Raw genomic sequence first — 26549 nt, 5'->3', positions numbered from 1 at the left:
CACTTGTTGGTCTCAGCTGGTCGCCATCTCCGCGAGCAGGTCCGCCGCAGGTGACGGGTGGACCAGCCAGCGGAGGTGGCTCGACTCCAGGGTGTGGACGGCGTACGGGTTGTCGGGGGTGAGGGCGTCGCCCTCGCGGATCAGCCGGTCCTGCATCGCCGGCGGCATGCTGACGTCCTCGCTGAGGCGTACGAACGCACGGGGGACCGTGCCCCAGGTGGCCGCCTGGGCGCGATCGTCGGGACTGCCGGCGTCGAGGTTCTCGTCGGGCTGGAAGGTGTTGAGGAACGTACGGAACTCGTCGTCGGTGCCGTCGGCCATGAAGGCGTGCTTGAGGCCGGCCAGGACCTCGGGGGAGGCGGTGCGGAAGTTGCAGCGCAGCAGGCCGACATCGGCGGGGTTGGCGGCGGCCGCGCCGATCAGCACGGAGGCGTCGAAGGAGGCCATCTCGGGCTCGGCGTTGTACGCCGCCGCATCGAGCTCCACCGGGGCCCAGGCCGAGACGTAGACCATCTGGTCGATCAGGTCCGGGCGGGCGTTGGCGGCCGCGGTCAGGGTGATCCCGCCGCGGCTGTGCGCGACCACGACCACCGGGCCGTGCTCCTTCGCCCGCTCGAGCACGGAGACCAGGTGGGCGACGTTGTCGGCGAGGGTCACGCCCTTGATCCCGCCCGGCGCGGACGCGAGCGCGGCAAGGTCCTGGGGTGCCTGGTAGGCCACGGGGAAGGTCGCTCCGAAGCCGTGACCGGGAAGGTCGACCGCCAGCGAGCGGAACCCGCGCAGCGCCAGCTCGGCCTGGAGCGGTGCGAACGAGAACGAGTTGGCGAAGGCGCCGTGGACCAGGACGAAGGTCGGCTCGGGGGAAGACATGCCCGAGACATTAACCCCGACCCGGCACGGGGCACCGGTCAATTTTCGAACGGTGCCGACCGTGGGGCCCGGCCCATCGGCGTACCTCCGTAGATGACCGACCCATCGGCTCGCTGGTAGGTCAGCCAGGTCTCGGTCTTCGTGAATCCGACACCCGGCTTGCTGTAGTCGCACACCCCGTCGGGGAAGGTCTTCTCCAGCCTGGCCCACTGAGCATCGGTGAGACCGAAGGCACCGTAGTCGTCGGTGCGGCGCAGCGGCTTGAGCTGGCACTTGGCGTTGTCGGAGTAGTTGTTGTCGCCGGCCACGATCCGCGGCGTCGCGAAGTCGGTCTTCACCAGGTCGCTGACCGGTCCGAGCCCGCACACCAGGTCCGAGACCGGGTCGACGACGAGGTTGAGCGCGGGATCCAGGACCGGCTGGACAGCACCGTTGAGGCCGTCGAGCACCCCGCCGGTCAGGTCGTCCACGAGCGGGTCGGCGACCGGCAGGAACAGGCCGTCCTCGCTGGAGACGCCCTGGGTCTGGGTGCAGCGGTCGTGGAGGTCGCCGGGGCGGTCCTGGACGATCTTGTCCGCCAGCGCCACGTCGCGCCGATCCGCCTCGACCGACGCAAGCCACCGGTCCATCGCGAGCAGCGCCTCCTTGGAGTAGCTCGGGTCGCCGATGAGGGGCGTCACGCCGTACCAGATCACCTGGTTGTCCGCGTGGCCCTGCTCCCGGGTCAGCCGGTCGCGCATGGCCCAGGCCCAGCGCGCGTCGTGCGCGACGCCCGGGTCCGGTCCGCGGTGGTCGATGATCGCCACGCCGGACAGGTTGCTGGCGGTGTTGACCATGCCGCTGCGGTAGGCGTTCGTCAGCGCTCCGGGGTCGGCGACCGAGCGCTGTGCCCGCGGCTGGACGTCGATGTCGAGCCCACCGATCTTCTCGTTCACGTCGACGAACTGCGCCGGGGTGATCGCCCCGGCCCGCAGCGCCTCCAGGCCGTACTGCACACCGGTGTTGTCCAGCGGCGAGCCCGCGAAGCCACGCCCGATCTGCTTCTCCTGGGGCGTCCACACGCTCTCCGGCCGCGGCCCGAAGACGTTGATCGCGCCGTCGATGATGGAGCACCGTACGCCGCCGGGGTTCGTCGCAGCGTCGTAGCGCTCCTGGTCGCTGACGCCGGAGCACGGGTGCGTCGGCATCACCGCCTGCTTGAACAGGCCCTCGTCGGCGGTGACCGCGTTGAGCGGCAGCAGGTGGCCCTCCACCGCGGCCCACTGCAGCGGGTTCCAGAACTTCCCGTCGGTGAGCCGCTCGGAGCTCTCGAAGTACTTGCGGAGCAGGTGGTAGTCGGAGAACTGTAGGCCCGGCGAGAGCGAGTCGGGGTAGGAGCAGGTCACGACCAGGCCCTGGTAGATCCCGGGGTAGGCGTTCGCGATCGTCTGCTGCGCGATCGAGCCCCCGGAGCACCCGCTGCCGATCGTGTAGCGCAGGTCGCCGTACGTCTCGACGAGGTGCTCCTTGGCCATCATCAGCGACTCGGCCGCGCTCGTCACGGTGCAGTTGTGGCCGGTGTTGGCCAGCGCGGTCGAGAGCATCGCGAAGCCGCGGCCGAGGGCGACGGTCGGGCTGTCGCCGAGGGCGTCCGCGACGACCGGGATGCCGAGATCGAAGGTGCCGGCGTAGTCGGTGGTCGGCGCGGTCCCGGTCTCGTGGTCCACCCCGCAGCTGCCGCCGTGCGGGATGAACAGCTTGTTGTTCCACTGCTGCTGCGGGCGCCAGCGCCGCCACGGCTCACCCGGCTGCCAGAGCACGGCGATCCGGTACTGGTCGCGGTTCTGGTAGCCGGTCTCCACACGTACGACGAACGGCACCTTCACGCCCTCGTCGGTGGTCGTGGTGGCGACGTCGCGGGGCGGGTTCGCGGGATCGTACGGCCGGAGTCCGTCGAGCAGTGGATTTGTCGATTTGTAGAGCCAGCTGATCGTCGGCTCCTGGTTGCACTGCGCGTCCGTCGCGGTCGGCTGACAACGCCACGGCTGCAGCTGGGGGCCCGAGAAGATCGGCCCGCCGCGCGGGTGGTTGGTGATGGTGAGCCGGGCACCGCGACCGTCGACGAGGCGCGCCGTCAGCTCGTTGGTCCCGACCCGCAGGCGGCGTACGACTCCCTCGATCTCGCCGTTGGGGCGTTCGGCGAAGGCGTCGGTGACGTCGCGATCGCCTTTCAGCGCGACCTTCAGGTCGTCGGGATCGGCGTCCTCCGGGAGGGTGATCCGCACCAGCGCGTTGCCGTCGGAGACCAGGTCGGCCCGGTTGGACAGCGTCTCCAGGACGACGTCCCCGGCCTCCGCCGATGCCGGCGCCGGCGTCACGCCCAGCAGCAGGCCGGCGACGAGAGCGGACACCGTCGTGATCGAGACAGGCAGGGCGCGGAGGGTCATGGCGTGCCTTTCCGAGAGCTGCTCACGTCCCCCGAACAGACGCTCGCCGTGACAGGAGAATGCCCCCTGCCACGGCGAGCGTCAAGGAATCCGCCAAGCAAGTCTCAGCCGGCGACCGCCTCCCCGCGGGCGACCATGCCGGCCTCGTCGGAGAGCTTGACCTCCTTGAGGAACAGCGCGAGCGCGAGCCCGAGGAGGATCAGCGGCACGAGATACCAGAACGCCGGCGCGAGCGCCTCGGTGAAGGCGTCGACGACCCAGGTGTGGAGCGGCTCGGGCAGGTTCTCGACAGCGGCCGGGGTGAGGCTCCCCCCGGAGAAACCGGCACCGTCGGCGGGCATCATCCCCGAGGAGGCCATCTTCTCGGCCATGCCCCCGAAGTTGTCGCTCAGACGCGTGGTGAACACGGTCGTGAACAGCGCCGTACCAACCGTCGCACCGATCTCCCGGAAGAAGTTGTTCGCCGAGGTCGCGGTGCCGAGCTCGTGCGGATCGACGGCGTTCTGCACGGCCAGGACGATGGTCTGCATGACCAGACCCATGCCGGCGCCGAGCACGAAGATCATCAGGCCGAAGACGACCATCGACATGTCGCCGGAGATCGTGGTCAACCAGGCGATCCCGGCCGCGGTGACGATCAGGCCGGCGATCGGGAAGATCTTGTAGCGGCCCGTCTTCGAGATCGCGATGCCCGAGCCGATCGCGGTCAGCATCATGCCGGCCATCATCGGCAGCATCAGCAGCCCGGAGCTGGTGATCGAGGCGCCGGTCGACATCTGCAGGAACGTCGGCAGCATCGCCATCGCCGAGAACATGCCCATCCCGAGCACCAGACCGATCAGCGTGGTCACGGTGAAGGTCGGGTTCTTGAAGAGGCGCAGCGGGATCAGCGGCTCGGGCGCGAGGGTCTCGGTGACGATGAACGCGGCGATCGAGGCGAGGGTGCCGACGAGCAGGCCGAGCAGCTGCGGCGAGGACCAGTCGTAGCCGTCGTGGCCGAGCGATTCCCACGAGGTCAGCAGCACGATGCCGCAGGTGGAGAGCACCATGAACATGATCCCCAGCCAGTCGACCGGCCGGTTGGAGCGGTGCGAGGGCAGCTTCAGCGCGTACCAGGCCACGATCAGCGCGATGATGCCGACCGGCACGTTGATCCAGAAGGTCCAGCGCCAGCCCGGGCCGTCGGTGAGCCAGCCACCGAGGAGCGGCCCGATCACCGCGGAGATACCGAAGAGAGCGCCCATCGGGCCCATGTACTTGCCGCGCTCGGAGGCCGGCACGATGTCGGCGATGATCGCCTGGGACAGGATCATCAGCCCGCCACCGCCGAGCCCCTGGAGGCCGCGGGCGGCGACCAGCTCGGGGAAGGTCTGCGCCATCCCGCCGAAGAGCGAGCCGAGGGTGAACAGCGTGACGGCGACCAGGAATGGCCAGCGGCGACCCCACAGGTCACCGAACTTCCCGTACAGCGGCATCACGATCGCGATCGCCATGATGTAGGAGGTGATCACCCACCCCTGGTGCTCGACCCCGTCGAGCTCTCCGACGATCGTCGGCATGGCCGTGCTCACGATCGTCTGGTCGAGGGACGAGAGGAACATCGAGGCCATCAGCGCACCGAAGATCAGCCAGATCGTACGCGGCGTCAGCACGACCAACGGCTTGTCGGGCGCGTCGGGCGCGACTGTATGACTCATGGGTTTGGGACCTTCCGATGGTTCTGAGTGGGGGTTAGTCGTCGAGGAGGAGGCGGAGTTGCGCCACGGCCTCGGGCAGATGCGCCGCCGCGTCGCCCTCGTAACCGGAGCGCGCCCAGGCGAGCGCGCTGGCTCGCAGCAGCAGTCCGGCGACCATCCCGATCGTGTCGTCGTCGACGGGGGAGGGCCGTGCCGTGCGTCGTTCGGCGAGCAGGGCCTCGAGTGTGCCGACGACCCGCTGGTGCCAGGCGATGTGCCGCTGCACCAGGCGAGGTTCGGCCATCATCAGCCGCATCGCTCGCTCGCCCTGCTCGATGTTGGGGGCGGCAGTCCTGAGGAATCCCGCCACCAGCGCCTCCAGGTCCGCCATCAGCCGGCCTGACGGCCCGCCGGAGACGAACTGCGCGCGCACCTCGGCGTCCAGGTCGATCTCCTGGATGCCGAGGACCGCGTCGTCCTTGGAGTCGAAGTAGTTGAAGAACGTACGCGTCGACAACCCTGCCGCGGAGCTGATCTCCTCCACGGTGACGTCATCGAGACCACGCTCGCCGACCAGCCGCTGAGCAGCCTCGATCAGCGCCAGCCGACGCTCCCGCTTCTGACGCTCGCGGGCGTTCGAAGGCGGGGCAGAGGTGGACACCGCGGTATTCTTGCAGTGAGTGCAAGTTGCAGTCAATGCAAGAAACGTGTGTGCGCGGTCACCCTGCGCCGGTCACGCCTTCGCAGCCGCCTCGTGGAGCGCGTGGATCTCCTCGACCAGCTCGGGGACGGGGCCGACGACCTCGACCTGCGGCGCGACCTGCTGGATCGGCAGAGCCCGCACCGGGGACTCACCTGCTCCCCAGCCTGCCCGCCACTCGGTCAGCTGCTCGGAGGAGGCGATGTAGACGATCCGGCCGACTCCGGACCAGCCGTGCGCCGCCGAGCACATCGGGCAGTGCTCGCCGGAGGTGTAGACCGTCGCCCCCGCGCGGGTCTCCGGGTCGAGGTTCATCGCGGCCCAACGGGCCAGGACGATCTCCGGGTGGGCCGTCGGGTCGCCGGTCGAGTGCTCGCGGTTGCGGTCCTCCTGAAGTGCGTTGCCGGTGCTGTCGGCGAGCACCGAGCCGAACGGCCCGTCGCCGTCCGCCAACGCCTCCGCCGCCAGTTCCAGGCAGCGTCGCAGGTGGGTCATGTCGGTCGCGGTGAGTTCCGTGGTCACCGCTCCAGTCTGCGGGCCGGTGCGGCGTACGTCCTCTTATTTCACGACGCTCAACCGGCCTCGATCACCGCGCAGGCGATCCGGTCGCCGGCGTCACCGGTCTTGGTGGTGTCCTCGTCCGGGCCCTCGGGGGCGTAGCGGTCCGGGACGTTGGCGTAGTTGTCCCGACCGGCGTGGATCATGACGGCGCTGCCGTCCGCGTCGCGGAGGTCGTCGAGCGTGAACGGGCCGGTGAACTCCAGGCTGGCGGTGCTGTCCTCGTTCACCAGGAGCGCCGGCAGGTCGCCGAGGTGCTCGCCGTGGGCGCTGTCGTCGGGGTTGAGGTGGCCGCCCGCGGAGAGGAAGTCACCGGTCTTCGACGGGTCGTCCGGCGCCGCGCTGTCGGCCTCGCACTTGCCGGTCGTGTGCACGTGGAAGCCGTGGTAGCCGGCCGAGAGCCCGCTCACTCGGACGCTGATCTGGGTGGCCCCGTCGTCCTCCTCGACCTCGACGGTCCCGACCTTCTTCCCGTCGGGATCGGCGAGCTTCGCACTCACCTCGTCGCGATCGCCCGGGTCGGGGTCTGAGCCCTCCCCACAAGCAGCGAGAGTCAGCAGGCAGCCGGCAGCGAGTGCGGCCGCGGTTGCACGACGGGACATGGGATACCTCCACGAGAACGGATCCGGTCACCTCCACCGTACGCCGAGAGGAGGGACCGGAGGGTGAGGATCAGCAGCCGTCGCGGAGCAGGCCCGGCTGACGTCCGACGGAGACCTCGATGAACTCGATCTTCGCGTCGCGGGTGTTGCCGGAGAGCAGGAAGCCGATCCAGCGGTTGCCGTCCTGGACGACCCAGGTGGCCTGGCCGTAGTCGTTGGTCTTCTGCGAGCCCATCCCGTAGATGTCCTTGAGGACCATGAGGGAGTCGCCGATCGTGACGCCCTGGGCGGTCTCGAGGACGGGCTTGCTCATGCCGAAGGACGCGATCTCGCCCTGCTGGTCGTAAGTGACGTCGACGCCGTCGCCGAGCTGGTCGGCCCACTTCCAGTGCTTGCCCTCGCAGGCCTTCTCGCGCGCGGTGTCGCGGGTCATCCAGCCCTGCTCGACGAGGGTGCGTACGTTGCCCTCCGCCTTGACCTTCCCGAAGGCCCCGGGCGCCAGCGGGCCGCCCCAGTCGAGCTTCGGCGTCGGCTCGGCCGGTGACGGAGCGGCCGAGATCGGGACCTCCGACGGTGCCGGCGTGGGAGTCGCGGACGGTTCCGAGGGCGGGGCCGAGGGGGCCGCGGAGGAGGGGGCTGTGGACGGAGACCCGGCGGCCGGGGCCGGGTCGCTCCCGCACCCGGCCAGGCCGAGCAGGCCGACCACGGCGGTCGCCGCGAGCGCGGCACGGAGCTGGATGCGGGAAGTGGACATGGTGACTCCTCGTCGGTCGTACGCCCCGAGCGGGCGTCCTGCCGATCTAGACGGTTCGCGGCCCGTCCCGGTTGCAACCGGGACGGGCCGATTCCGTCCACCTAGGCCGAGGCCATCTCCGGGACGGTCCGGGCGGCCCGGCCGGTGCGCAGGAAGAGCAGCGCGACAGCGGAGATCGCGACCACGACGGCAGCGCCGACGTACAGGTTGACCGGGGTCCACGAGGCGTCGAGCAGGCGCCCGGCGAGCATCGGCGACAGGATCGCCCCGATGCGGCCGATGCCGATCGCCCAGCCCATACCGGTGCTGCGGATCTCGGTGCCGTAGACGGCCGGGGTGATCGTGTAGAGGCCCGCGATGCAGCCGTTGATGAGCGCCCCGACGACCACGCCGATGATCAGCGCGACGCTGAGCAGCGCCGTGCTGGTGATGAAGACGACCATCGCCAGCGCCGACAGCACGGTGAAGCCGATCAGGACCAGGCGGCTGTCCAGCCGGGAGGCGACGAGGCCGTAGAGGACCGAGCCGGCGGTGCCGCCCAGCGCCAGCATCATGCCGGCCGTGACCGCGTCCGCCTCGGACATACCCGAGGTCACCAGCAGCTGCGGGGTCCAGCTGTTGACGAAATAGAAGCCGAACATCGTGGCCAGGAACGCCACCCAGATGAGCAGGGTCGAGCGGCGCAGATCAGCACCCAGCAGGACGCCGGGATTGCCGCTGCGGTGCCGGGTCGTCGGCCGCGGCGCTGCCTCGAGCGCGTCCGAGGTGATCGCGGGCTGGCCGAGCCGCCCGAGGATCCGGTTGATCCGCTCGACGGCCTGACGCGGCCGGCGCTGGACCAGGAAGTCGACCGACTCGGGCAGCAGCACCACGAGGAGAACCAGGGCGATCCCGGTCGCGACGCCACCGGCGACGAAGACGCTGCGCCAGCCGAGGTCGGCCAGCATGCCGCGCGCGGCCACGCCGCCCAGGGTGGCACCGATGCCGTAGCCGGCCGTGTAGAGGCCGATCGCCAGGCCGCGCCAGCGGGTCGATGCGTACTCGCTAGCGATCACGTTGGTGCTGGCCAGGATGCCGCCGACGCCGAGCCCGGTGACGACGCGGGCGAGGCCGAGGAGGACGGCGGTCGGGGCGGCTGCGGAGAGCAGCATGCCGAGGGTCGCCAGGCCGACACTGATCAGGATCAGTGGCCGGCGTCCGATGACGTCGGCGACCGGTGCCAGGGCCAGCGAGCCGACCGCCATGCCGACGAGGCCGGCGCTCAACAGCACGCCGAGCTCCGAGCCGCTCAGCGCGAACTCCTCGCTCAGCGAGGAGGCGGTGAAGGCCATCGCCATCACGTCGAATCCGTCCAGGCAGTTCAGCAGGACGCAGAGGGCGACGACCATCCACTGATACGGGGTCATCGCGGCGGCGTCGATGCGCGCACGAAGGTTCATCTCGGGTCTCTTTCGGGGTGGGGTTTCACGGAAGGTGCAGGGTCACGGCCGCCGGCTCGGCGGACGATGTGCCGGGTTCGCCCCGGGCGGCGCGGGCGACGCAGAGGCACAAGGAGGCGTACGTCTCCTTCTGCTGCTGGCTCAGGAACACGTCTCGGTGGTCGATGCGACCGCTGACGTCGAGGACCTTGACCTGGCAGATCCCGCACTCGCCCTTGCGGCAGTCCCACATCACGTCGACGCCGGCGTCCTCGAGCGCGTCGAGCATCGAGCTGTCCTTGCCGACGCGGACCGAGCGGTCGAGCTGGGGGAGGTGCACGACGAAGTCCTCCGCCGCCCAGGCGCCGCTGCTGCCGAAGGTCTCGAACCGCAGGTTGGGCTCGGGCAGCTCATGGGCCACCCAGGCGCGGCGGATCGCGTCCATCAGCCGGATCGGCCCGCACATGTACATCTCGGTCCGCGTCGGAGCCGCCGAGCCGGTGATCTCGCCGACCAGCGTCTCCACATCCAGGCGTACGTCCTCGTCGTCGACGAACACCCGGACCCGGTCGCCGTGCACGTCGACGAGCTCGTCCAGGTAGGCCATGACACGTCGGCTCCGGCCGGCCAGGACGAGCGTGTAGTCGGCGCCGCGGCGGCGCAGGGTGTCGGCCATCGCCACCAGCGCGGTGACGCCGATGCCACCGGCGACCAGCACGTAGCGGTCCGCGCCGACCCCGAGCGGGAAGCTCTGGACCGGGCCGGTCATCTCGACCACGTCCCCGACGTGGAGGCCGTGCATGTGGCGGGACCCGCCGCGTGAGCTCGGCGCCAGCTGGACGCCGAGGGTGAGGCGGCGGCCGCCGTCCTCGGAGCGGACGATGGAGTAGGACCGCTTCCTGACGTGTCCGGAGAGGTCGAGCCGGAGGTCGACGTGGGACCCGGGCGCGGCGTGGACGGGGCGGTCGGGAGCGAGCACGACGCGGCGTACGCCTTCGGCGAGATCGGAGGTCTCGACCACGCGGCCCTGCTGCCACCAGGTCTGGGTGTTCACTGCCATGGCGGCGGCCTCACTTCGCCGCTGCGGCGGCGGGGAGACCCTCCGCCTGCAGCATCCGGTCCAGGATCCGGCGCACCCACATGCCGCCGGCGTCGATGTTGAGGCTGTAGAACTCGTGGTCCGGGTTGGCGTCGATCGCGCGCTGCTGGGCGGCCAGCATGTCCTCGTCCTCACCGAAGACGCCGTGGACGCCCTGGCGCAGCTGGGTCGTGATGGTCTGGCTCTCCAGGCGGTAGTTGCGCATGAAGGCCCAGAAGTAGTGCGAGGTGCGCGCGGTCTCGGGGGTGATCGTGTTCATCACGAAGCCGTTGACGCCCTGGCTGCGGTCGCCCTCGGGGGCGCCGGTGCCGGCCTTGGCGACGCCGACGTCGATGCGGATCGTCGAGGGCGCCTCGAAGTGGATGATCTGCCACCGGTCGACCTTCCCGGTGAATCCGGGGAACCTGTCGCGCATGTTCTTGAGCCAGAACGGGGGAGCGTCGATGTCGCGCATCCAGCGGGTCACGGTCACGCCGCGATCGGAGTGGCTCACCTCGAACTCGGCCTCGGAGAGCTCGTCCTGGCCGATGCTCGAGCTGTGCACGAACTCCTCGTGGGTGAGGTCCATCAGGTTGTCCAGTACCAGCTGGTAGTTGCAGGGCGCGTAGATCGTCTCGCCGTCGCCTGCCCAGTCGGGTGAGTCCATCTGGTGCATGTCCGGGACGCTGGAGGGGTCGGCCAGGTCGGGGTCGCCCACCCAGACCCACACGTAGCGATGACGCTCCACGACCGGGTAGGACGGGACGATCGCGCTCGGGTTGATCGTCTCCTGCGCGGGCATGCTCGTGCAGCGGCCGGCGGAGTTGTAGCGCAGCCCGTGGTAGGGGCACTGGATCTCGTCGCCGAGCACCTTGCCCTTCGAGAGCGGCGCCAGCCGGTGCCAGCAGGCGTCGGCCAGAGCGACGGCACGGCCGTCGCTGTTGCGCCACAGGGCCAGCGGGCGGTCGGCGATGGTGCGGGCGAGCGGCTGCTTCGCGGTCACCTCGTGGTCCCAGGCCGCGACGTACCAGGCGTTGCGGGGGAAGTTGAAGATCTTGCTGGCGGCGGTGACCGGAGGCGAATCCAGGATGGTCATGGAGAAACTCCCTATGGGGATAGGTGTTGTGCTCGTCACAAACTACCTATCTCTATAGTTAGTGGCAAGAGTTGGATACGCTCGCGCCACGATCACTGCGTGAAGAGGGGGTCACGATGTCGCTGAGGTACGCGCTGCTCGCGCTGCTCACCTCACGCCCGATGACCGGCTACGACGTCTCCAAGCAGTTCAGCCAGTCGGTGGCCCACGTCTGGCACGCTCCCGACTCGCAGATCTATCCGGAGCTGAACCGGATGGAGCGCGACGGCCTGCTCGAGTCCACGGTCGTGCCGTGGGGCAAGAAGGGCACCAAGAAGGAGTACGCCGTCACCGAGGCCGGGGTGACGGCCTTCCGGGAGTGGATGGACGCGCCCATCGAGATCCGCCGGCAGCGGGAGCCCGCCTACCTCAAGGCGGCCTACCTGGAGTGGGCCGAACCCGGTGCCGCGCGCGCCGAGCTGGAGCAGTTCCGCGACCACTGGACCGAGCACCTGGCGATGCTCGAGGCCACCCGCGCCACGCTCATCGACCGCAGCCACCCCACCCTGGCCCGGCGGCTCGAGCACTACGACGCCAGCCAGTGGGACCGCATCGTGCGCTACAAGATCTTCGCCTACGACGGCTTGATCGATCAGGCCCTCGCCGCGGTCGCCTGGGCCGAGCGTGGCCTCGTGCTCGTCGACGAGCTGGAGGGCTCGACCGTCGACTGAGCCGACCGAGTCATGCCGGCAGGCGTACGTGGAACCGGCAGCCTGTCGCCGCCGGAAGGTTCTCCACCCAGACCCTGCCGCGGTGGGCGTCGACGAGGCCCTTGACGATGGCGAGACCGAACCCGGCGCCTTGGGCGCCGGCGCCGCCGGCTTCCTCGGGTGCGGTCGGGGTGCGCGCGGGGCTGCCCTGCCAGCCGAGATCGAAGACGCGCTCCATGTCGCCGGGATCCAGGCCGCCGCAGCCGTCGCTGACGCTGAGATCGACGCTGCTCACGTCTCCGGGGGCCATCCGGCAGTGCACCTCGACGGTGCCGTCCGCGGGTGTGTGGCGGATGGCGTTCATCAGCAGGTTGGAGACGACGCGGGGCAGGCTGGCCGGGTCAGCGGTGATCTCCAGACCGTCCTCGACCTGGCCACCGAGCCGGACCCGCCGCTCCCGGGCAACCGGATCGGCTCCGGCCAGCGCCTCGCTGACCAGGTCGCCGAGCAGGACCGGCTCCGGTGTCAAGGTGAGCGCGCCGGCCTGGATCCGGGAGAGCTCGAAGAGGTCGTCCACGAGCCGGGCCAGACGATCGACCTCGACACGGATGCGCTGGTGATAGCGGTGGGGGTCGGCGGCGATGCCGTCCTCGAGGGCCTCGGCCATCGCCCGCAGTCCGGCGAGCGGCGTACGCAGATCGTGGGCGACCCAGGAGATCAGCTCGCGGCGGGACTCCTCGAGCCGGGCCTCACGGGCGCTCGCCTCCTCGAGCCGCCGCTGGGTCTCGGCGAGCTCGGCCGAGAGCGACCGGAGCTCGCGCGGGCCGCTCTCCGCGGGCTGCTGATGGCCCCCGAGCACCATCTGCCGGGCCTGCTGCTGGACCGCGCCCGACCAGCGCACCATCGCGGAGCCGATGACGAACGCAACCAGGATCGCCACCACCACGGCGATCGAGGCGACCACGGTGATGACCTGCAGGTCGTGGCCGGAGAGGAACATGAGCCACGCGATCCCGAGTACGCCACCGAAGACCGTCAGCACCGCGACGGCGGCGACCAGGGTGAGCTGCCAGCGGATCGACCAGCGGCGGGTCAGCCAGGCGACCAGGAGCCCCGCCAGACCGACGGCGAGCCCGGCGCCCGCGGCGACGAGGGCGATCTGGAGGGCATCGGCGGTCGTCACGCCCCCACCTCCACGGGCTCCCAGCGATAGCCGACGCCCCAGACGGTGACCAGCCGCTCCGGCCGGGTCGGGTCGGACTCGATCTTCTCCCTCAGCCGGCGTACGTGGACCGTGACCGTCGAGCGGTCGCCGATCGTCCATCCCCAGACGTGCTCGAGGAGATCCTCGCGGGTGAATGCCTTGCCGGGGTGGGCGATCAGGTAGCGGAGCAGGTCGAACTCACGGGTGGTCAAGGAGAGCTCCGCCCCGGCACTGGTCGCCACCCGCCGGTCCGCATCGACGACGAGGGAGCCGTCGGAGACCACGCCACCCTCGCCGGAGTGGCCGGTGCGCTTGAGCACGGAGTCGACGCGCAGCACCAGCTCCCGCGGGCTGAACGGCTTGCCGACGTAGTCGTCGGCGCCGAGCTCGAGCCCCATGATTCGGTCGGCCTCGCTGCCGAGCGCGGTGAGCATGATGATCGGCACCTCGCTCGTCTGCCGCAGCCGGCGGCAGACCTCCAGCCCGTCGATGCCGGGCAGCATCAGGTCGAGGATGACGATGTCGGCGGGTCGCTCGCTCATCGCGCGCAACGCCTGCTCGCCGTCCCCGGCCTCGACGACGTCGTGCGAGCCCGCGCGCAGGTAGGAGGCCAGCACCTCGCGAACGGTGAGGTCGTCGTCGACCACGAGCACACGTGCCATGGGTCCCTACTCCTCCTCGGCGTTCGCCTGCGTGGGCTGTCGTGAGCGTAGTTCGCCGAGCGCGACGGCGACACCGGCGCACACGCACAGGGCCGCGAAGACCAGCAGCCCCTGGGTGTAGTCGCGGTCGAGCAGTGTCGGGTTGTCCGGTTTCGCGCCGAACCGGCCCAAGACAGGGATCGCGACGAGAGCCGCCGGACCGAGCAGCACGAGCACCGTCACCGCGCCCCGGGCGACCGCCCGTGGCAGCAGCCGGCCGCCGACCCAGCCGAGCCCGAGCACCATCGGCGCCAGGATCCCGTCGTGGATCACGACGGCCGCCGCGAGCCAGAGCACGACCTCGACGATCTGACCGAGGTCCTGCCGGCTCACCAGCAGCCAGGCCCCGTACGTCATCCCTACCGTGCCGAGGAGGATGAGCCCTCCGCGCGCCCCTCTCATCCGAGCACCTCGATCCGGGAGACCCACTTCGTCTGCATGACGCCGGGACGGTCGGGCGCGATCAGCCGGACCGGGTAGCCGTGGTCCATCGAGAGCGTCTCGCCGTCGAGCACGAGGGCCATCAGGGTCCGGTCGTCGTCGGCGAAGTTCGGCGGAAGCACCGTGTCGGCCGAGGCGCTGAACGTCTGGATCGACCGGACCCGCACCTCGCGTCCACGTGGGGCGCCGACCAGGTCGAGGAGGTCGCGGAGGCGTACGCCACCCCACTCGCCGGCGACGCTCCAGCCCTCGACGCAGGCGATCGGGAGGGTGTGGGTGCGCTGCTTCATGGCGACCAGGTCCTCGCGGCTCAGTGACCGCGTCGTGGCGCCGTGGACGACCTCGAGCCGGTAGGCGGCGCTGCTCGCCTCGGCAACCACGCCGGCCGAGTGCGCGGTGCGGTTGATCGGGATGCCGTGCGCTCGCGAGCGCGGCGAGAGGGCGGCGATACGGCCGAGGCCGGGGACTGTGCCGGCGGTGTAGAGCACGGCGGCAGCGACCGCGGAAGTGCCGGCCAGGGCCAGCACGCCTCGCCGGCTGACCGGGCCCGGCCGGACCGCGTTCGGCCGGTCGTGGGAGATGTCGTCGACGTCGCCCTTCAGGGCGTCGCGGACGACCGGCAGTTTCACGGCGATGTGGACGATCAACGCACCGACGGCGACGAACGCGAGCGCGTAGTGGGTGCTGCGGAAGCTGAAGCCCCACGGATACCACTGTGCGACGTTGAGGAGCCCGGTGGCGAGCTGGACGATCGACGTACTGACCAGGATGGCGATCGAGCCGCGCTCCAGCGCCGTCGGCAGCGCCTCGCGGACCTGCCGCGGCAGCGGCTGGAAGAGCTTGGGGAAGACGACCCACAGCTTGATCAGCAGCAGCGGGATCGCCGCGGTGCCGGCGGCGACGTGCAGGCCCTGGGTGACCCGGTAGAACCACGACGGGCCGGCCGGGAGCGGCACCGGTTGGTGGTCGACCTGGGCGTAGTGGCTGATCAGCCCGGTCGCGAGCGCGACCAGGAAGCAGATCCCGAGCCACAGTCCGACCCGTGCGGCGACCGCGGCACTGCGCAGGCGCGAGGTGAACGAGTCCTCCGAGGGGATTCTCATGCGGCGTCCTCCACGAGCACGGCGACCCAGCGGTCACCGGCGGGGGTGAACGGGGCCGGGGCCGACCTCCGGGACTGTGCCCGGCTGTGCGGCAGCGGCTCGAGCCGCCTCACCGCGAGTCCGACCTCGGCGGCGATCGATCCGATCGCGTCGGCGCCGACCACCGCCCACGGGAACGGCGAGGAGCCACCGCAGTCGCAGACCAGCTCCGCGAGCAGCGGGCCGCTCGGGGTCCCGGGCGGATGCACCTCGGCGACCACCCGGCCACCCGGCACCAGCAGCCGGCGTACGCGGGCGAGGAGGGCGAGCGGGTCCCCGCCGATCCCGAGGTTGCCGTCGGCGAGGAGAGCGGTCGCCCACCAGCCCTCGCCGGGCAGGGGCTCGAAGAGATCGCGACAGACCGCGCGACCGCCGCGGGCCTCGGTCTGGGCGACGGCCTCCCGGACGACGTCGACGCCGAGCGACGGCAGACCCCGAGCGGTGAGCGCTTCGGTCATCCGGCCCGGGCCGCAGCCGAGGTCGACCGTCGGTCCGGCGCAGTGCGAGAGCAGGGCGAGGTCCGCGGCGTCGGCGGTGCGGGTCCAGTCCTCGACCGGAAGCCGCGAGGACCTGCCGTCGACGCTCACTACCCGGCACTCCTCGCGCGCGAAGGCATGCGCGAACGCCGTCTCGGCCGCCACCGCCGTCATCGGGCGACCCGCGCGATCTCGGCCGCGATCTCGGCGAAACGGGTCTCGGAGGCGGCTGCGGCCACGGGCGCGACGTCGGCGAGGTGGTCGACGTCGCGCAGCCGCTCACCGGCGGTGACCCCGAGGCCGAGTGCTTCGAGGGCGGAGCGGGTGGCTGCGTACGTCTGGGGGGTGGACATGGGGACGCCGCGCAGCGCGGCGGCAGCCGACGGGTCGCGGAGCGCCAGGGCCCACCAGCCGCCGTCCTCGGCCGGAGCAAGCACGGCATCGGCCGCCTCCAGCCCGGCGGCCACGGCCAGCAGCCCGTCCGCGGTCACCTGCGGGGTGTCCATGCCGATCTGCACCACCGGCCCGGTGACCTCGGCGTGGGCGTTCGCGAGTCGCTCGCCGAGTCCGCTTCCGCGTTGCGGGGCGAGGGTCCACCCGGCGAGCGCGGTCCGGATCTCGTCCGCCCGTACCGCTACGGCGAGATCGCCGGAGAGGGCGAGCCGGCACCGGCCCGGTCCCACCGCCAGCGTGCACGCCTCGATCGTGTCCAGCAGCGCGGCCGCCGCGACGGCGGTGGCGGTCGCCTCCCCGACACCGGCCGCCAGCCGGGTCTTCACCAGGCCGGGCACTGGTGCCTTGGCGACGAGGAGCAGCGTCGCCGTCACGAGAGCACCCGCCAGAAGTCGTACGCCGCCAGCAGGCTGCCCCGCACGGACCCGGAGACCTTCGAGCGGGTCCCGGCGGTCCGAGGGTGGTAGTCGACGTCGATCTCGAGGACCCGCCAGCCGGCCCGGGCCGCGCGATCGAGGAGCTCGACCGGATAGCCCGAGCGCCGGTCCTCCACGCCGAGTCCGAGCAGCGCCTCCCGGCGAGCCGCGCGCAGCGGGGCGATGTCCCGCACCCGCAGGCCGGTGCGCCGCCGCAGCGCCGCCAGGACCAGCCGGTTGCCGACCCGGGCATGCCACGGCTGGGCGCCCGGGGCCACCGGCCTGCGGCAGCCCAGCGCCAGGTCGGCCTCGTCGCGCCTGATCGTCTCGACCAGAGGCAGCGCGGCAGCGGGATCGAAGGAGCCGTCGCCATCCATCACCACGACATAGGGCGCGGTCGCGGCCAGCAGGCCGGCGTGCACCGCCGCCCCGTACCCCGGCTGCGACTCCGACACCACCCGCGCCCCCTGCGCGCGGGCGACGTCGGCAGTGCCGTCCGTCGAGCCGTTGTCGACGACGATCACGGAGAGCCCCGCCGGCACCCGCGGCAGCAGCTCGCGCAGGGCGGCGGCCTCGTCGCGGCACGGCAGCACCAGGTCGATCTCCGGGCCGATCTCTGGGTCTGTGTCGGGACTGGTCTCGGGGCTGGTTTCGGCCATGCGATCGACTCTAGGAACGCACTGCCGCCGATAGGGCCCGCAGATCTTACGGTCCGATGACGGGCCCGTGCGCCGGCGGTCATCGAGCCGTCGCCCACCTACGCTCGCAGTCGTGAACTCCTCAGCTCACCGCGCCGCCACGGTGGGGATCGTCGTCACGGTCGCCCTCGTCGTGACGGCCGTCGTCGTGCCGCCCCTCTTCGAGTGGCAGGTGTGGCCACGGGTGCACCTCGACGACGGCACGTTCGCCCCGCTCCACGGATACCCGCAGGTCAAGGTGGGTATCGGCACGCTGCCGGCGGTCCTGCTCGCGCTCGCGTCGCTGCGCTGGGCGGACCCGATGGCGAGGCGGCTGCCCTGGCGACGCCTGCTCCTGGTCGCGTACGCCGCCGGGCTGGTGTGGCTGCTGGCGCTGGCGCTGGTGGACGGCCCCGAGGGCATCTCGCGGGTGCTGGGGAACCCGACCGAGTACCTCGAGACGGCCAGGTCGGTCGACGACGTCCCGGGGCTGCTGCGGGAGTACGTCTCCCGGATCCCCTACGACGCCCCGGCGGGGAACTGGCCGGTCCACATCGCCGGGCACCCGCCCGGGATGGTGCTCTTCTTCGTGCTCCTCGTGAAGGTCGGGCTCGGCGGGGATCTGGCCGCCGGCCTGGTCGTCACGGCGATCGCCGCGACCTTGCCGCTGGCGGTCATGACGACGGTCCGTGTCCTCGGTGCCGAGGATGCGGCTCGGGCGGCGGCGCCCTACCTGGTGCTGTCGCCGAGCGCGGTGTTCCTGGCGGTCTCGGCCGATGCGGTGATGGCGGTCGCGGTCGCCTGGGGGATGTGCTGCCTGGCCCTCGCCTGCCGGGCAGGAGCCGGTCGGGGCTGGCAGTGGGCGGTCCTCGCCGGCCTGCTCCTCGGCTACGTCGTGATGATGTCGTACGGCCTCCCGCTCACCGGCGTGCTCGCGCTCGGTGTGCTCTGGCTCGGGAGAGGCTGGTGGGTGCTGCCGGTCGCGGCTGCGTCGGCGCTCGCCGTGGTGCTCACCTTCGCCGCCGGTGGTTTCGCCTGGTGGGAGGCGTATCCGGTGCTGGTCGATCGTTATTGGGATGGGCTGGCCAGCCAGCGCCCCGGCGCCTACTGGACCTGGGGGAACCTGGCCGCGCTCGCGATCAGCGCCGGGCCGCTCGTCGGTGCCGGGCTCGGTGCCACCTGGGCGGCCCGCCGAGACCGGGCCGACCGGGTGATCGTGATCCTGGTCGCGGCCGCGGTGATCATGGTCGCCCTCGCGGATGCCTCCCAAATGAGCCGGGCGGAGGTGGAGCGGATCTGGCTGCCGTTCATCCCGTGGCTCACCCTCGGCTGCGCCCTCCTGCCCGAGCGCTGGCGACGGCCCGGCCCGGCCCTGCAGGTCCTCACCGCCCTGATCGTCCAGCACCTGCTCTACACGAGCTGGTGACTGCCCGCTGGTCGAGCCGCGAGGCCGCCTGCGGCCGAGCGTGTCGAGACCAACACAGTCGTATCGAGCGCGACAGGGACTGTGTTGGTCTCGACACGCCTTCGCCTAGCGGCTCCGAGGTCTGAACGAAGTGGCCTTCGACCAGCGGGGGATCAGCTACGACCGCAGCGGCGCGGTGGCGAAGGCCGGCAGGCCGACCTCCGGCAGCACCTCGGCGCGGAAGCCGAGCTCCTTCTCCGCCAGCTGCGGGGAGGCGACCACATGGCGTACGTCGCCGATCCGGTAGCGCCCGGTGACCACCGGTGCGACCTCCGCTCGGGTTCCGCGCGCCACCAGCGCCGCCACCTCGCTGATCGTGACCGGATGACCGGACGCGACGTTGTAGGCCGCCAGGTCCCCGGGTGACCGCTCGGCGGTCGCCTCCAGCGCCGCCAGGTTGGCACGTGCCACGTCCTCGACGTGGACGAAGTCGCGCTGCTGGCCGCCGTCCTCGAAGACCTGCGGCGCCTCGCCCCGCTCCAAGGAGGACCGGAAGATGGCGGCGACCCCGGAGTAGGGCGTGTCCGCGGGCATGTGCGGCCCGTAGACGTTGTGGTAGCGCAGCGCGATCGCCGTCGCGTCGGCCTGGCGTGCCCAGGCGGAGGCGTAGTGCTCCTGGGCGACCTTGCTGGCGGCGTACGAGCTGCGCGGGTCGAGCCGGGCGGACTCGGCCACCGCTGCCCAGGCCAGCGCGCCGTCGCAGAGGTCGCAGTGGTTCTCGAAGTCCCCGGAGTCGAGCGCGGCCCGCGAGCGCGGCGGCGGGACCCGGTCGCCGTGGGTCGCGCAGACATAGCGGCCCTCGCCGTAGACGACCATCGAGGAGGCGAGCACCAGCCGAGAGACCCCGTGCGCGCTCATCGCGGCCAGGAGCGCGGCGGTGCCGAGGTCGTTGTGCGCGGCGTACAGCGGGAGATCGGCGACCGTGACGCCGGCGCCGACGACCGCGGCCTGGTGGCACACCGCGTCGACACCGTCCAGCAGATCGCCCCAGCCGCCGGAGTCGCGGACGTCGAGGAGGTGGGTCCCGGGCGGCGCCGCAGCGGTCTCGCCGTGGGCCATCGGCAGCAGCACGTCGACGCGTACGACCTCGTGCCCGGCCTCCTCCAGGACCCGGCCGATCGCGGTGCCGATGAAGCCGGCGGACCCGGTGAGCAGGACCCTCATGGGATCTCGTAGGCGAGCTGCTTGCCCTCGGCCCAGGTCGAGCAGGGACATCCGACCGGGTCGGGCAGGCCCCCGATCGTGTCGGTCAGGATGGTGCGCATCCGCTCCAGGTTGGCGGCGAAGAGCGCGTAGACGTCGTCCTCGTCGACGCCCTCGCCCTCGGCCGCGCCCGCGTCCATGTCCGTGACCAGGCACAACGGTGCGTAACACATCCGCAGCTCGCGGGCGAGCGCTGCCTCCGGGGCGCCGGTCATCCCGACCAGCGTCCAGCCCTGGGCGGCGTGGTGGACCGACTCCGCGCGCGTCGAGAACCGCGGCCCCTCGATCACGATGAGCGTGCCGCCGGACTTCACCGACGAGTCGGCGGACACGTACGCCTTGGCGATCCGCGCGCAGTAGGGGTCGGCCAGAGGTACGTGGGTCGCGCCGGTCTCCACGTAGCTCGGGATCCGGCGCCAGGTGCGGTCGACGAGCTGGTCGGGGGTGACCAGATCACCGGTGGCGACGGCATCCGGGCGGAGACCGCCGACGGCGCTGGGGGAGAGCACCTGGGTCACGCCGAGCGACCTCAGCGCCCAGAGGTTGGCCCGGTAGGGGATGGCGTGCGGCGGGTACTCGTGCGAGCGGCCGTGGCGGGGCACGAAGGCCACCGACCGGCCCGCGACGGTGCCCACCGTCACCGGAGCGGAGGGGTCGCCGTAGGGGGTCTCGACCCGCACCTCCTCGGCATCGGTCAAGAACTCGTAGAGCCCGGTCCCGCCGATGACCCCGACCTCGGCGAGGCGTGCCTGTCCCATGTCCAGCCCAGTCATGCCCTCACTGTGCCAGCGCCGGTCCCTGGGCGACAGGGGTCGACGTATCCGTCACCGTTCGGTAATACCTGCCGGAGGCGGATCGATGTCGGTGGTCGCGGGCACAATGCGACGGCGTGGGAAGACGTACCTCGCTGGGAGCGCTGGTCGTCCTGCTGGCGGTCGCCGGCTGGGCGCTCTCGTCGTGGCTGCCCGAGGAGGCGCCGGCGACACGACGTACGCCGCCGGTGGCGCCTTCGGCGCCGTCACTGGGTCCGGTCGGCGTGTCCGAGGCGCGTGGTGATCTTGCCGCGCTGGCGACGGTCGCGAGGCGACCCGACGGGCTGGCCGTCTACGTGCGCTCGTCTTTCGGCGGGGGCTGGGCGGACAGCGACGGCAACGGGTGCAACCAGCGCGACGACGTGCTCCTGCGCGACGCCGTCGAGGTGCGGACCAGGCCGCAGGGCAGCTGCGACCACGACGTGCTCGCCGGGACGTGGGTCGACCCCTACACCGGCGGACGCCTGGTCTTCACCGACCTGAAGGAGCCCGGGCAGGCCCAGGCGATCCAGATCGACCACGTCGTGCCGCTCTCGGAGGCCTGGCGCTCCGGCGCGAGCGGCTGGTCCTCGGACCGGCGCCGAGCCTTCGCCGACGACCTGGGCAACCTGCTCGCCGTCGACGGCCCGACCAACATGAGCAAGAGCGACGACGACCCGGCGGGCTGGCGTCCGCGGAAGGGGTTCCAGTGTGCGTACGCCGCGCGCTGGGTCGAGACCAAGACGCGCTGGTCGGTCGCCGCCGACGACAGCGAGCGCCGGGCGCTCGGCGAGATGCTCGGTTTCTGCTGAGGCCCTGCGGCTCAGACGGCGCGCCGGTAGTTGGCCATCGCGCGGTCGTACGCCGCCCACGCCCGCCACGACTCCAGCGCCCGCTCGCCCTGGGGCTTGAGGCCGTCGACCTTGTGATAGGACTCGCCGCTCGCGTACTGCGACTCCCGACCCGTCACCAGCGAGAGCAGCATCGGCAGCACGCTCTCGTCGGTGACTGTGATCGTGCCGACCTGGAAGGTCTGCCGCACCCACTCGGCCCGCTGGTCCGAACCCAGGACGAGCACCACGGGCAGCTGCGACGCCCGGACGATCGCGTCCAGGATCGGCCCGAGCCCGTCCGGGACCCAGCGCTCACCGGCAGGCGGGGTGGGTGCTTTCGGGATGCTCATGGTCGAAGGGGCGGCCGGGACGACGTAGCTGGTCGAAGTGGAGCTCGGGACGATGTATGTGGTCGTGTGCGCCGGGATCTGGCCGGTCAGCGGGCCGGAGATCTTCTCGACGGTCGGAGCGGTCGCCTCCGGAGCGATGCCCGGAGCTACGTCGGGGGCGGTCTCGTCGGCCGGCTTCTCCGCCCTCCGGCGCGGCCGGATCGCGGGGATCTTCGAGGTGAAGGTGAAGCTGCCCGTGCGGGTGGTGTCGGCGTGCTTGCCGGGGACCGGCTCGGGCGCCCGGCCGAGCGTCGGCGTCGGCGCCGGCGCGGTGGCGGTGGTGACCAGCTCGGCCGCGTGCTTCCCGTGCGGGCGGATCGAGCCGTCGGCGGCGAACTCGAACAGCGCGACCCGGACCCGGTCGGCCCATTCGACCGCGTCGACGGTGTAGCCGGCGCGGCTGAACAGTGCGACCGTCCGGGCGTCGTAGGCATAGCCCGCGCCGCGTACGGCACAGACGCTGCGCGCCTCGGTCGGAGAGCGGGTGAGCACCACCTGCGCGACGACGACGTTGTCCGGCCGGCCGCCGATGATGTCGACGTCGGCCGCCGCTGTGCTGCCCGAGGGGGCAGCGTCGGGCCAGCCGAGGGAATGCAGATGCTCCGCGGCGTACTTCTCGGCTTCTTCGCCCGTTCTGGGCTGCCTCGGGGATGCCAACGTAGGGTCCTTCCTCGATCCTCCACTCGGGCCTCCCTGCCCGATCGAGATTGGGGAGGATGATAGGCCCGCGGCGTACGTCCTGTCCGGCGGGGTGGCGAATCGGGTCGCGCTGTTCGCTTCTGGCGGATCCAGCCACGGATGTCGGTGCTCGCCGCTAGCGTGATGTACATGAGGCGCCCGCATGAGAACGTCGCTACGGTCCTGGTGGACCCGCGCGTTCTGGGCGACATCGAGATCCAGCTGATGTCGCTCGACATGCCGCTGTGGCGGGTGTGCGCGGCGCCGATCGTGAAGGACGGTCAGCGGCTCGCGTTCCAGGTCCGCAACCGGCTGCTGATGTCCAAACGCGGCGAGTGGGACTGCGCCAAGGACTGGGTCCCGGTCTGGATCGGCTTCGGCACCACCTGGGCGTTCCCCGGCGAGGCCATCCCATGGCCTGCCCACAAGGCGCTGTGGACGCTCCTGGAGGGCTACTCCGACCAGGTCCGCTACAACAAGCGGCTCGGCGGGATCCCTAGGATCCCGCGGCTGCGGGAAGCCTGCTAGCGGCCTCTGGACGGCGCTCGATCTGCTTCCACGTCGGGTCGATCGCGGGGAACATCGTGACCACGAAGTAGGCGACACCGAGAACGGCGAAGGCACTGGTGAGGCCGATCGTGGCGACCAGGGTTCCGCCGAGCAGGCCGCCGAGCGGCATCAGGCCCCACGCGCCCGCGGCGATCAGCGAGGTGACGCGCCCGACGAGCGGGACCGGGATGCGCTCGAACTTGATCGCACCGATGATCGGGTTGAGGAACCCGCTGAACACACCTGCAATGGCGAAGACCGGAAAGATCACCCACAGCGGTGCCCCGACAGCGACGACGGCAAACCGCGGTAGGCCGGTGATGAGGAAGGCGACGAGGTACGTCGGGTAGCGCCGCATCCGGTCGCCGATCGTGGCTGCGATGGCCGAGCCGATGGCCGAGCAGCCACCCATGACGGCGAACAGCAGGCCGAGTGTCTGCGCACTGGCGTGGGTCTGCGCCCACAGTGGCATCAGAACGCTGCTGGCGGCAGCGTCGATGAGGTTCGTGAATGCGACCATGATGGCGATCCCGAGCAGCACGCGGTCACCGCGGAGATACCTCCACCCCGCGGCGAGCTGACCGAGATAGGGCGTCGGGTCCTTGGCGTCGGCGGGGTCTGCGGAGCGGGCAGGGCGAGGGAGACGTGCCGTTGTGGTGGCCAGCACCGCGGCGCACAATGCGAACGAGACGGCGTCGATGGCGATCGCGTTGGCTGCACCGACCACGCCGATGAGCACACCGGCGGCGGCCGCTCCGAACATCGAGGCGGTGCGCTCGATCACCGAGTGGAGGCCGGTCACACGCTCGGTGGATACGCCGGCAGCGGCGACGAGTTCCGGGATCATCGCGCTCTTCGCGTCGTCGCCCGGGCCACGCAGGGCGCCGGCGAGAGCGACGAGAACGAGCAGGGCAGCGAAGTGCAGCCGGCCCGTGGCGTACAGGAGCGGGATGAGGCCGACCACGAGGCTGGAGCCCAGGTCGCAGGTGATCGACACGCGGCGCTTTCCGAGCCTGTCGATCAAGGGGCCGCCGAAGATCTTCATGGCCACGAGGGGTGCCAGCTCGAAGAGGGCGATCAATCCGGTCTTGGTGGGGCTGCCGGTGGTCTCGAGCACGAACCAGGGGAGTGCCAGCATCGAGAGGCGGGTTCCGACGAAGGAGATGGCGTTGGACGCCAACCAGCCGTAGAGGGGGAGCCGCATCGCTCAGTCCGCTTCCGGGTGTCTGCCGAGATGGCCGGGCTGAGGGAATGCGTTGAGCTGGAAGGTGAATGGCTCCCCGTCCGGATCGTCCTCGAGCTCGCTGAGCATGTCCATGATGCGATCTCGCACCTCGATCGCCCTTGCCGGCGTGAGACGTGGGATCCAGTCGCTGTAGGTCGTCGTCTCGCGCCACTCGTCGGGCAGCATGACGCGCTCTTCGATCGAACGCTGCAGCTTCTCCGCGTAGTTGGTCACCACGACCTGCAGGTAGGCGTCGTACGCCTCGCGTGCTTCCTCGTTGTCGGGGAGCAGGTCGCTGTCGGTGTGTGTCATCTGGTGGGCCGCCTTCCACCAGCGCTCACGGCCGTTGCCGCGCTCTTGGTCGTCGACGATGAACCCGTGTTGGGCCAGATGCCTGAGGTGGTAGGAGGTGGCGCCGCTGTTGAGGCCGAGCCGGGCCGCCAGCATCGTCGCCGTTGAAGGTCCGTCGACGCGCAGGATGCCGAGCATGCGCGTCCGGACAGGGTGGGTGAGTGCCTTCAGCTGGTCCAGGCTCGGGACGATCGACGGTTCCTTCATTCCTCCACCATAAACCGCAAAGACTTGTTTGCAAATAGATGTTTGCAATCCTGGAACTCAAGTAACCCTCTGAACAAACCTCGAATAACGCAGATAGGGTGTCTGAGTGACGACAGACGCCATGCCGCCCGAACCGACCTCCGCTCCCACGGTGGCGATCATCGGAGGAGGAGCCAGCGGCACGCTGACCGCGATCAACCTGCTTCGCCGCGGTGCTTCGGTGACGTTGTTCGAGTCGCGCGGAGAGGCCGGCTACGGCGTGGCCTACTCGACCACGGACGGCCGCCATCTCCTCAACGTCCGGGCCAACAACATGTCGGGATTCCCCGACGATCGTGACGACCTGCTCGACTGGGCGGCCGAGGCCGGCATCGAGCTCGGCCCGATCGACTTCCTGCCCCGGCGCGACTACGCGAGCTACCTGCGCGACCGGCTCGCTGGTGCTGCCGAGGGCGGTCCGGGGACGCTGGAGACCGTCGGGGAGACGGTCATCGACGTCGAGCCGTTCGGTGCCGGTTTCCGGGTGCTGACCAGCGACGACGAAGGACATCTCGCCGACGCCGTCGTCCTCGCCTACGGCAACCCGCCGCCCCAGCCGCTGGCGGGACTCCCCGAGGCGTCGTGGAACCTGTCGGACCCCTGGGACGTGGCCCGGATCAGCGCCCTGCCGGAGGACGCGACGGTGCTCGTCGTCGGCACCGGCCTGACCGCCGTCGACACGACGGTCACGCTCCTCGACGACGCCCCGGACCGCCGGGTGATCATGGTGAGCCGCCACGGTCTGGTCCCCCATCCCCATGTCGACGACCAGTTCACCTCCTGGGTGACCCCGATCCCCGACGGCCCGCTGACCGCCGACGGCATCGTCTCGCTCGTACGCGAGCAGATCGAGACCGCGGTCGCCCTCGGCGTCGACTGGCGTGCCGTCATCGACGGTCTCCGCGGTCCGACCCAGTCGATCTGGCGCCGCCTGCCCGAGCCGGAGCGCCGCCGCTTCCGCGAGGTCTACGCCCGCGAGTGGGAGGTACGCCGCCACCGCATGGCGCCGCGCATCGCCGCCCTCCTCGACGCCTACCGGGCCGAGGGACGCCTGGAGGTCCTCGGCGGCGGGGTGCTCGGCTGCCGGGACGCTGCCGAGCGGCCGGTCGTCTCCTTGGCCGACGGTGACCGCGAGGTCACCGCGGTGATCAACTGCACCGGCCCCTCACCCGACATCACCCGCACCGACAACCCGCTCCTGCTCGCGCTCCAGAAGCGCGGCCTGATCGCCCCCGACCCCCTCCGCCTCGGCATCGACGTCACCGAGGACGGCCACGTCATCGGAGCGGACGGCAGCGTCGTACCGAATCTTCTGACCGTCGGCCCGCCCTGCAAGGGCGCGCTCTACGAGGCCACCGCCATCCCCGAGATCCGGGTCCAAGCCGCAGCCGTAGCCGCCCACCTCGCCGAATAGGTAGCTCTGGCAGCCGAGAAATCAGCTG

27 protein-coding genes are annotated in these 26549 nt (G+C 71.1%); 5 read left to right on the top strand and 22 right to left on the bottom strand.

Annotation, left to right across the window (positions count from 1 at the left end):
- Positions 1 to 12 precede the first annotated feature (12 nt).
- The 10 genes from ACFU7D_RS12035 to ACFU7D_RS11990 form a co-directional block, all read right to left on the bottom strand.
- The gene (locus ACFU7D_RS12035; RefSeq protein WP_378867301.1) at positions 13 to 870 is read right to left on the bottom strand and encodes an alpha/beta hydrolase; all 858 of its coding nucleotides are present in this window, start codon (positions 868 to 870) and stop codon (positions 13 to 15) included.
- Positions 871 to 908: 38 nt separating this feature from the next.
- A complete protein-coding gene (locus tag ACFU7D_RS12030) occupies positions 909 to 3296 on the bottom strand; it encodes a DUF6351 family protein (protein WP_378867299.1) in 2388 nt (795 codons plus the stop codon).
- 104 nt (positions 3297 to 3400) lie between these two features.
- Positions 3401 to 4993 carry an MDR family MFS transporter gene (locus ACFU7D_RS12025; protein WP_378867297.1) on the bottom strand — a complete coding sequence of 531 codons (1593 nt, stop codon included), beginning with the start codon at positions 4991 to 4993 and terminating at the stop codon, positions 3401 to 3403.
- A 34-nt stretch (positions 4994 to 5027) separates the two neighbouring features.
- Entirely contained in the window at positions 5028 to 5633 is a 606-nt protein-coding gene (locus ACFU7D_RS12020) for a TetR/AcrR family transcriptional regulator (protein ID WP_378867295.1), read from the bottom strand.
- Between the two features lie 72 nt (positions 5634 to 5705).
- On the bottom strand, positions 5706 to 6194 hold the full coding sequence (locus tag ACFU7D_RS12015; RefSeq protein ID WP_378867293.1) for a nucleoside deaminase: 489 nt from the start codon (positions 6192 to 6194) through the stop codon (positions 5706 to 5708).
- Between the two features lie 50 nt (positions 6195 to 6244).
- Entirely contained in the window at positions 6245 to 6832 is a 588-nt protein-coding gene (locus tag ACFU7D_RS12010) for a superoxide dismutase family protein (RefSeq protein WP_378867291.1), read from the bottom strand.
- 70 nt (positions 6833 to 6902) lie between these two features.
- Positions 6903 to 7586, bottom strand: coding sequence for a hypothetical protein (locus tag ACFU7D_RS12005; protein ID WP_378867289.1), 684 nt, complete (start codon positions 7584 to 7586; stop codon positions 6903 to 6905).
- A 101-nt stretch (positions 7587 to 7687) separates the two neighbouring features.
- On the bottom strand, positions 7688 to 9025 hold the full coding sequence (locus ACFU7D_RS12000; RefSeq protein ID WP_378867287.1) for an MFS transporter: 1338 nt from the start codon (positions 9023 to 9025) through the stop codon (positions 7688 to 7690).
- Between the two features lie 25 nt (positions 9026 to 9050).
- Entirely contained in the window at positions 9051 to 10064 is a 1014-nt protein-coding gene (locus ACFU7D_RS11995; protein ID WP_378867285.1) for a PDR/VanB family oxidoreductase, read from the bottom strand.
- 10 nt (positions 10065 to 10074) lie between these two features.
- Positions 10075 to 11178, bottom strand: a complete 1104-nt coding sequence (locus tag ACFU7D_RS11990) for a Rieske 2Fe-2S domain-containing protein (protein ID WP_378867283.1) — start codon at positions 11176 to 11178, stop codon at positions 10075 to 10077.
- A gap of 116 nt (positions 11179 to 11294) precedes the next feature.
- Here ACFU7D_RS11990 and ACFU7D_RS11985 point away from each other — a divergent pair, with 116 nt between their 5' ends.
- Complete coding sequence (locus ACFU7D_RS11985; protein WP_378729797.1) at positions 11295 to 11888, top strand: PadR family transcriptional regulator; 594 nt, start codon at positions 11295 to 11297, stop codon at positions 11886 to 11888.
- Between the two features lie 10 nt (positions 11889 to 11898).
- On the opposite strand, the gene ACFU7D_RS11980 is transcribed toward ACFU7D_RS11985, so the two are convergent.
- The 7 genes from ACFU7D_RS11980 to ACFU7D_RS11950 are packed head-to-tail and all read right to left on the bottom strand — an operon-like array spanning position 11899 to position 17359.
- Positions 11899 to 13050, bottom strand: a complete 1152-nt coding sequence (locus tag ACFU7D_RS11980) for a sensor histidine kinase (protein ID WP_378867281.1) — start codon at positions 13048 to 13050, stop codon at positions 11899 to 11901.
- A complete protein-coding gene (locus tag ACFU7D_RS11975) occupies positions 13047 to 13733 on the bottom strand; it encodes a response regulator transcription factor (RefSeq protein ID WP_378729801.1) in 687 nt (228 codons plus the stop codon). Before ACFU7D_RS11975 ends, ACFU7D_RS11980 begins: the two co-directional genes overlap by 4 nt.
- 6 nt (positions 13734 to 13739) lie before the next feature.
- Entirely contained in the window at positions 13740 to 14174 is a 435-nt protein-coding gene (locus tag ACFU7D_RS11970; protein ID WP_378867280.1) for a hypothetical protein, read from the bottom strand.
- Complete coding sequence (locus ACFU7D_RS11965; protein WP_378867278.1) at positions 14171 to 15316, bottom strand: molybdopterin-dependent oxidoreductase; 1146 nt, start codon at positions 15314 to 15316, stop codon at positions 14171 to 14173. Before ACFU7D_RS11965 ends, ACFU7D_RS11970 begins: the two co-directional genes overlap by 4 nt.
- Positions 15313 to 16005: a methyltransferase domain-containing protein gene (locus ACFU7D_RS11960; RefSeq protein ID WP_378867276.1), complete on the bottom strand. Its 693-nt coding sequence runs from the start codon at positions 16003 to 16005 to the stop codon at positions 15313 to 15315. Before ACFU7D_RS11960 ends, ACFU7D_RS11965 begins: the two co-directional genes overlap by 4 nt.
- Positions 16002 to 16658 carry a DUF2064 domain-containing protein gene (locus tag ACFU7D_RS11955; RefSeq protein WP_378867274.1) on the bottom strand — a complete coding sequence of 219 codons (657 nt, stop codon included), beginning with the start codon at positions 16656 to 16658 and terminating at the stop codon, positions 16002 to 16004. The genes ACFU7D_RS11960 and ACFU7D_RS11955 overlap by 4 nt, the downstream gene beginning before the upstream one ends.
- Positions 16655 to 17359 carry a glycosyltransferase family 2 protein gene (locus ACFU7D_RS11950; protein ID WP_378867272.1) on the bottom strand — a complete coding sequence of 235 codons (705 nt, stop codon included), beginning with the start codon at positions 17357 to 17359 and terminating at the stop codon, positions 16655 to 16657. The genes ACFU7D_RS11955 and ACFU7D_RS11950 overlap by 4 nt, the downstream gene beginning before the upstream one ends.
- Positions 17360 to 17471: 112 nt before the next feature.
- On the opposite strand from ACFU7D_RS11950, the gene ACFU7D_RS11945 reads away from it, so the two are divergent.
- Positions 17472 to 18803, top strand: coding sequence for a hypothetical protein (locus ACFU7D_RS11945; RefSeq protein WP_378867270.1), 1332 nt, complete (start codon positions 17472 to 17474; stop codon positions 18801 to 18803).
- 156 nt (positions 18804 to 18959) lie between these two features.
- Here ACFU7D_RS11945 and ACFU7D_RS11940 read toward each other — a convergent pair whose 3' ends face one another.
- Both ACFU7D_RS11940 and ACFU7D_RS11935 read right to left on the bottom strand, forming a co-directional pair.
- Positions 18960 to 20006: an NAD-dependent epimerase/dehydratase family protein gene (locus ACFU7D_RS11940; RefSeq protein ID WP_378867268.1), complete on the bottom strand. Its 1047-nt coding sequence runs from the start codon at positions 20004 to 20006 to the stop codon at positions 18960 to 18962.
- On the bottom strand, positions 20003 to 20818 hold the full coding sequence (locus ACFU7D_RS11935; protein ID WP_378867266.1) for an S-methyl-5'-thioadenosine phosphorylase: 816 nt from the start codon (positions 20816 to 20818) through the stop codon (positions 20003 to 20005). The genes ACFU7D_RS11940 and ACFU7D_RS11935 overlap by 4 nt, the downstream gene beginning before the upstream one ends.
- A gap of 116 nt (positions 20819 to 20934) precedes the next feature.
- On the opposite strand from ACFU7D_RS11935, the gene ACFU7D_RS11930 reads away from it, so the two are divergent.
- Positions 20935 to 21648, top strand: coding sequence for an HNH endonuclease family protein (locus tag ACFU7D_RS11930; RefSeq protein ID WP_378867264.1), 714 nt, complete (start codon positions 20935 to 20937; stop codon positions 21646 to 21648).
- An 11-nt stretch (positions 21649 to 21659) separates the two neighbouring features.
- Here the strand turns inward: ACFU7D_RS11930 and ACFU7D_RS11925 are convergent, their stop codons facing one another.
- Positions 21660 to 22715, bottom strand: a complete 1056-nt coding sequence (locus ACFU7D_RS11925) for a hypothetical protein (RefSeq protein ID WP_378867262.1) — start codon at positions 22713 to 22715, stop codon at positions 21660 to 21662.
- A 171-nt stretch (positions 22716 to 22886) separates the two neighbouring features.
- Between ACFU7D_RS11925 and ACFU7D_RS11920 the strand changes: the two genes are divergently transcribed.
- A complete protein-coding gene (locus ACFU7D_RS11920; RefSeq protein WP_378867260.1) occupies positions 22887 to 23264 on the top strand; it encodes a hypothetical protein in 378 nt (125 codons plus the stop codon).
- On the opposite strand, the gene ACFU7D_RS11915 is transcribed toward ACFU7D_RS11920, so the two are convergent.
- Positions 23233 to 24489: an MFS transporter gene (locus ACFU7D_RS11915; protein WP_378867258.1), complete on the bottom strand. Its 1257-nt coding sequence runs from the start codon at positions 24487 to 24489 to the stop codon at positions 23233 to 23235. The genes ACFU7D_RS11920 and ACFU7D_RS11915 overlap by 32 nt on opposite strands.
- A gap of 3 nt (positions 24490 to 24492) precedes the next feature.
- Positions 24493 to 25068 (bottom strand): ArsR/SmtB family transcription factor, encoded by a 576-nt coding sequence (locus ACFU7D_RS11910; protein ID WP_378867256.1) that lies wholly within the window; start codon positions 25066 to 25068, stop codon positions 24493 to 24495.
- A 106-nt stretch (positions 25069 to 25174) separates the two neighbouring features.
- Here ACFU7D_RS11910 and ACFU7D_RS11905 point away from each other — a divergent pair, with 106 nt between their 5' ends.
- On the top strand, positions 25175 to 26521 hold the full coding sequence (locus ACFU7D_RS11905) for an FAD/NAD(P)-binding protein (protein ID WP_378867254.1): 1347 nt from the start codon (positions 25175 to 25177) through the stop codon (positions 26519 to 26521).
- Positions 26522 to 26549: the final 28 nt, after the last annotated feature.

The sequence above is a fragment of the Nocardioides sp. NPDC057577 genome, from assembly GCF_042801335.1.
Classification (GTDB): Bacteria; Actinomycetota; Actinomycetes; order Propionibacteriales; family Nocardioidaceae; genus Nocardioides.
This window is presented reverse-complemented; position numbering and strand designations above follow the sequence as displayed.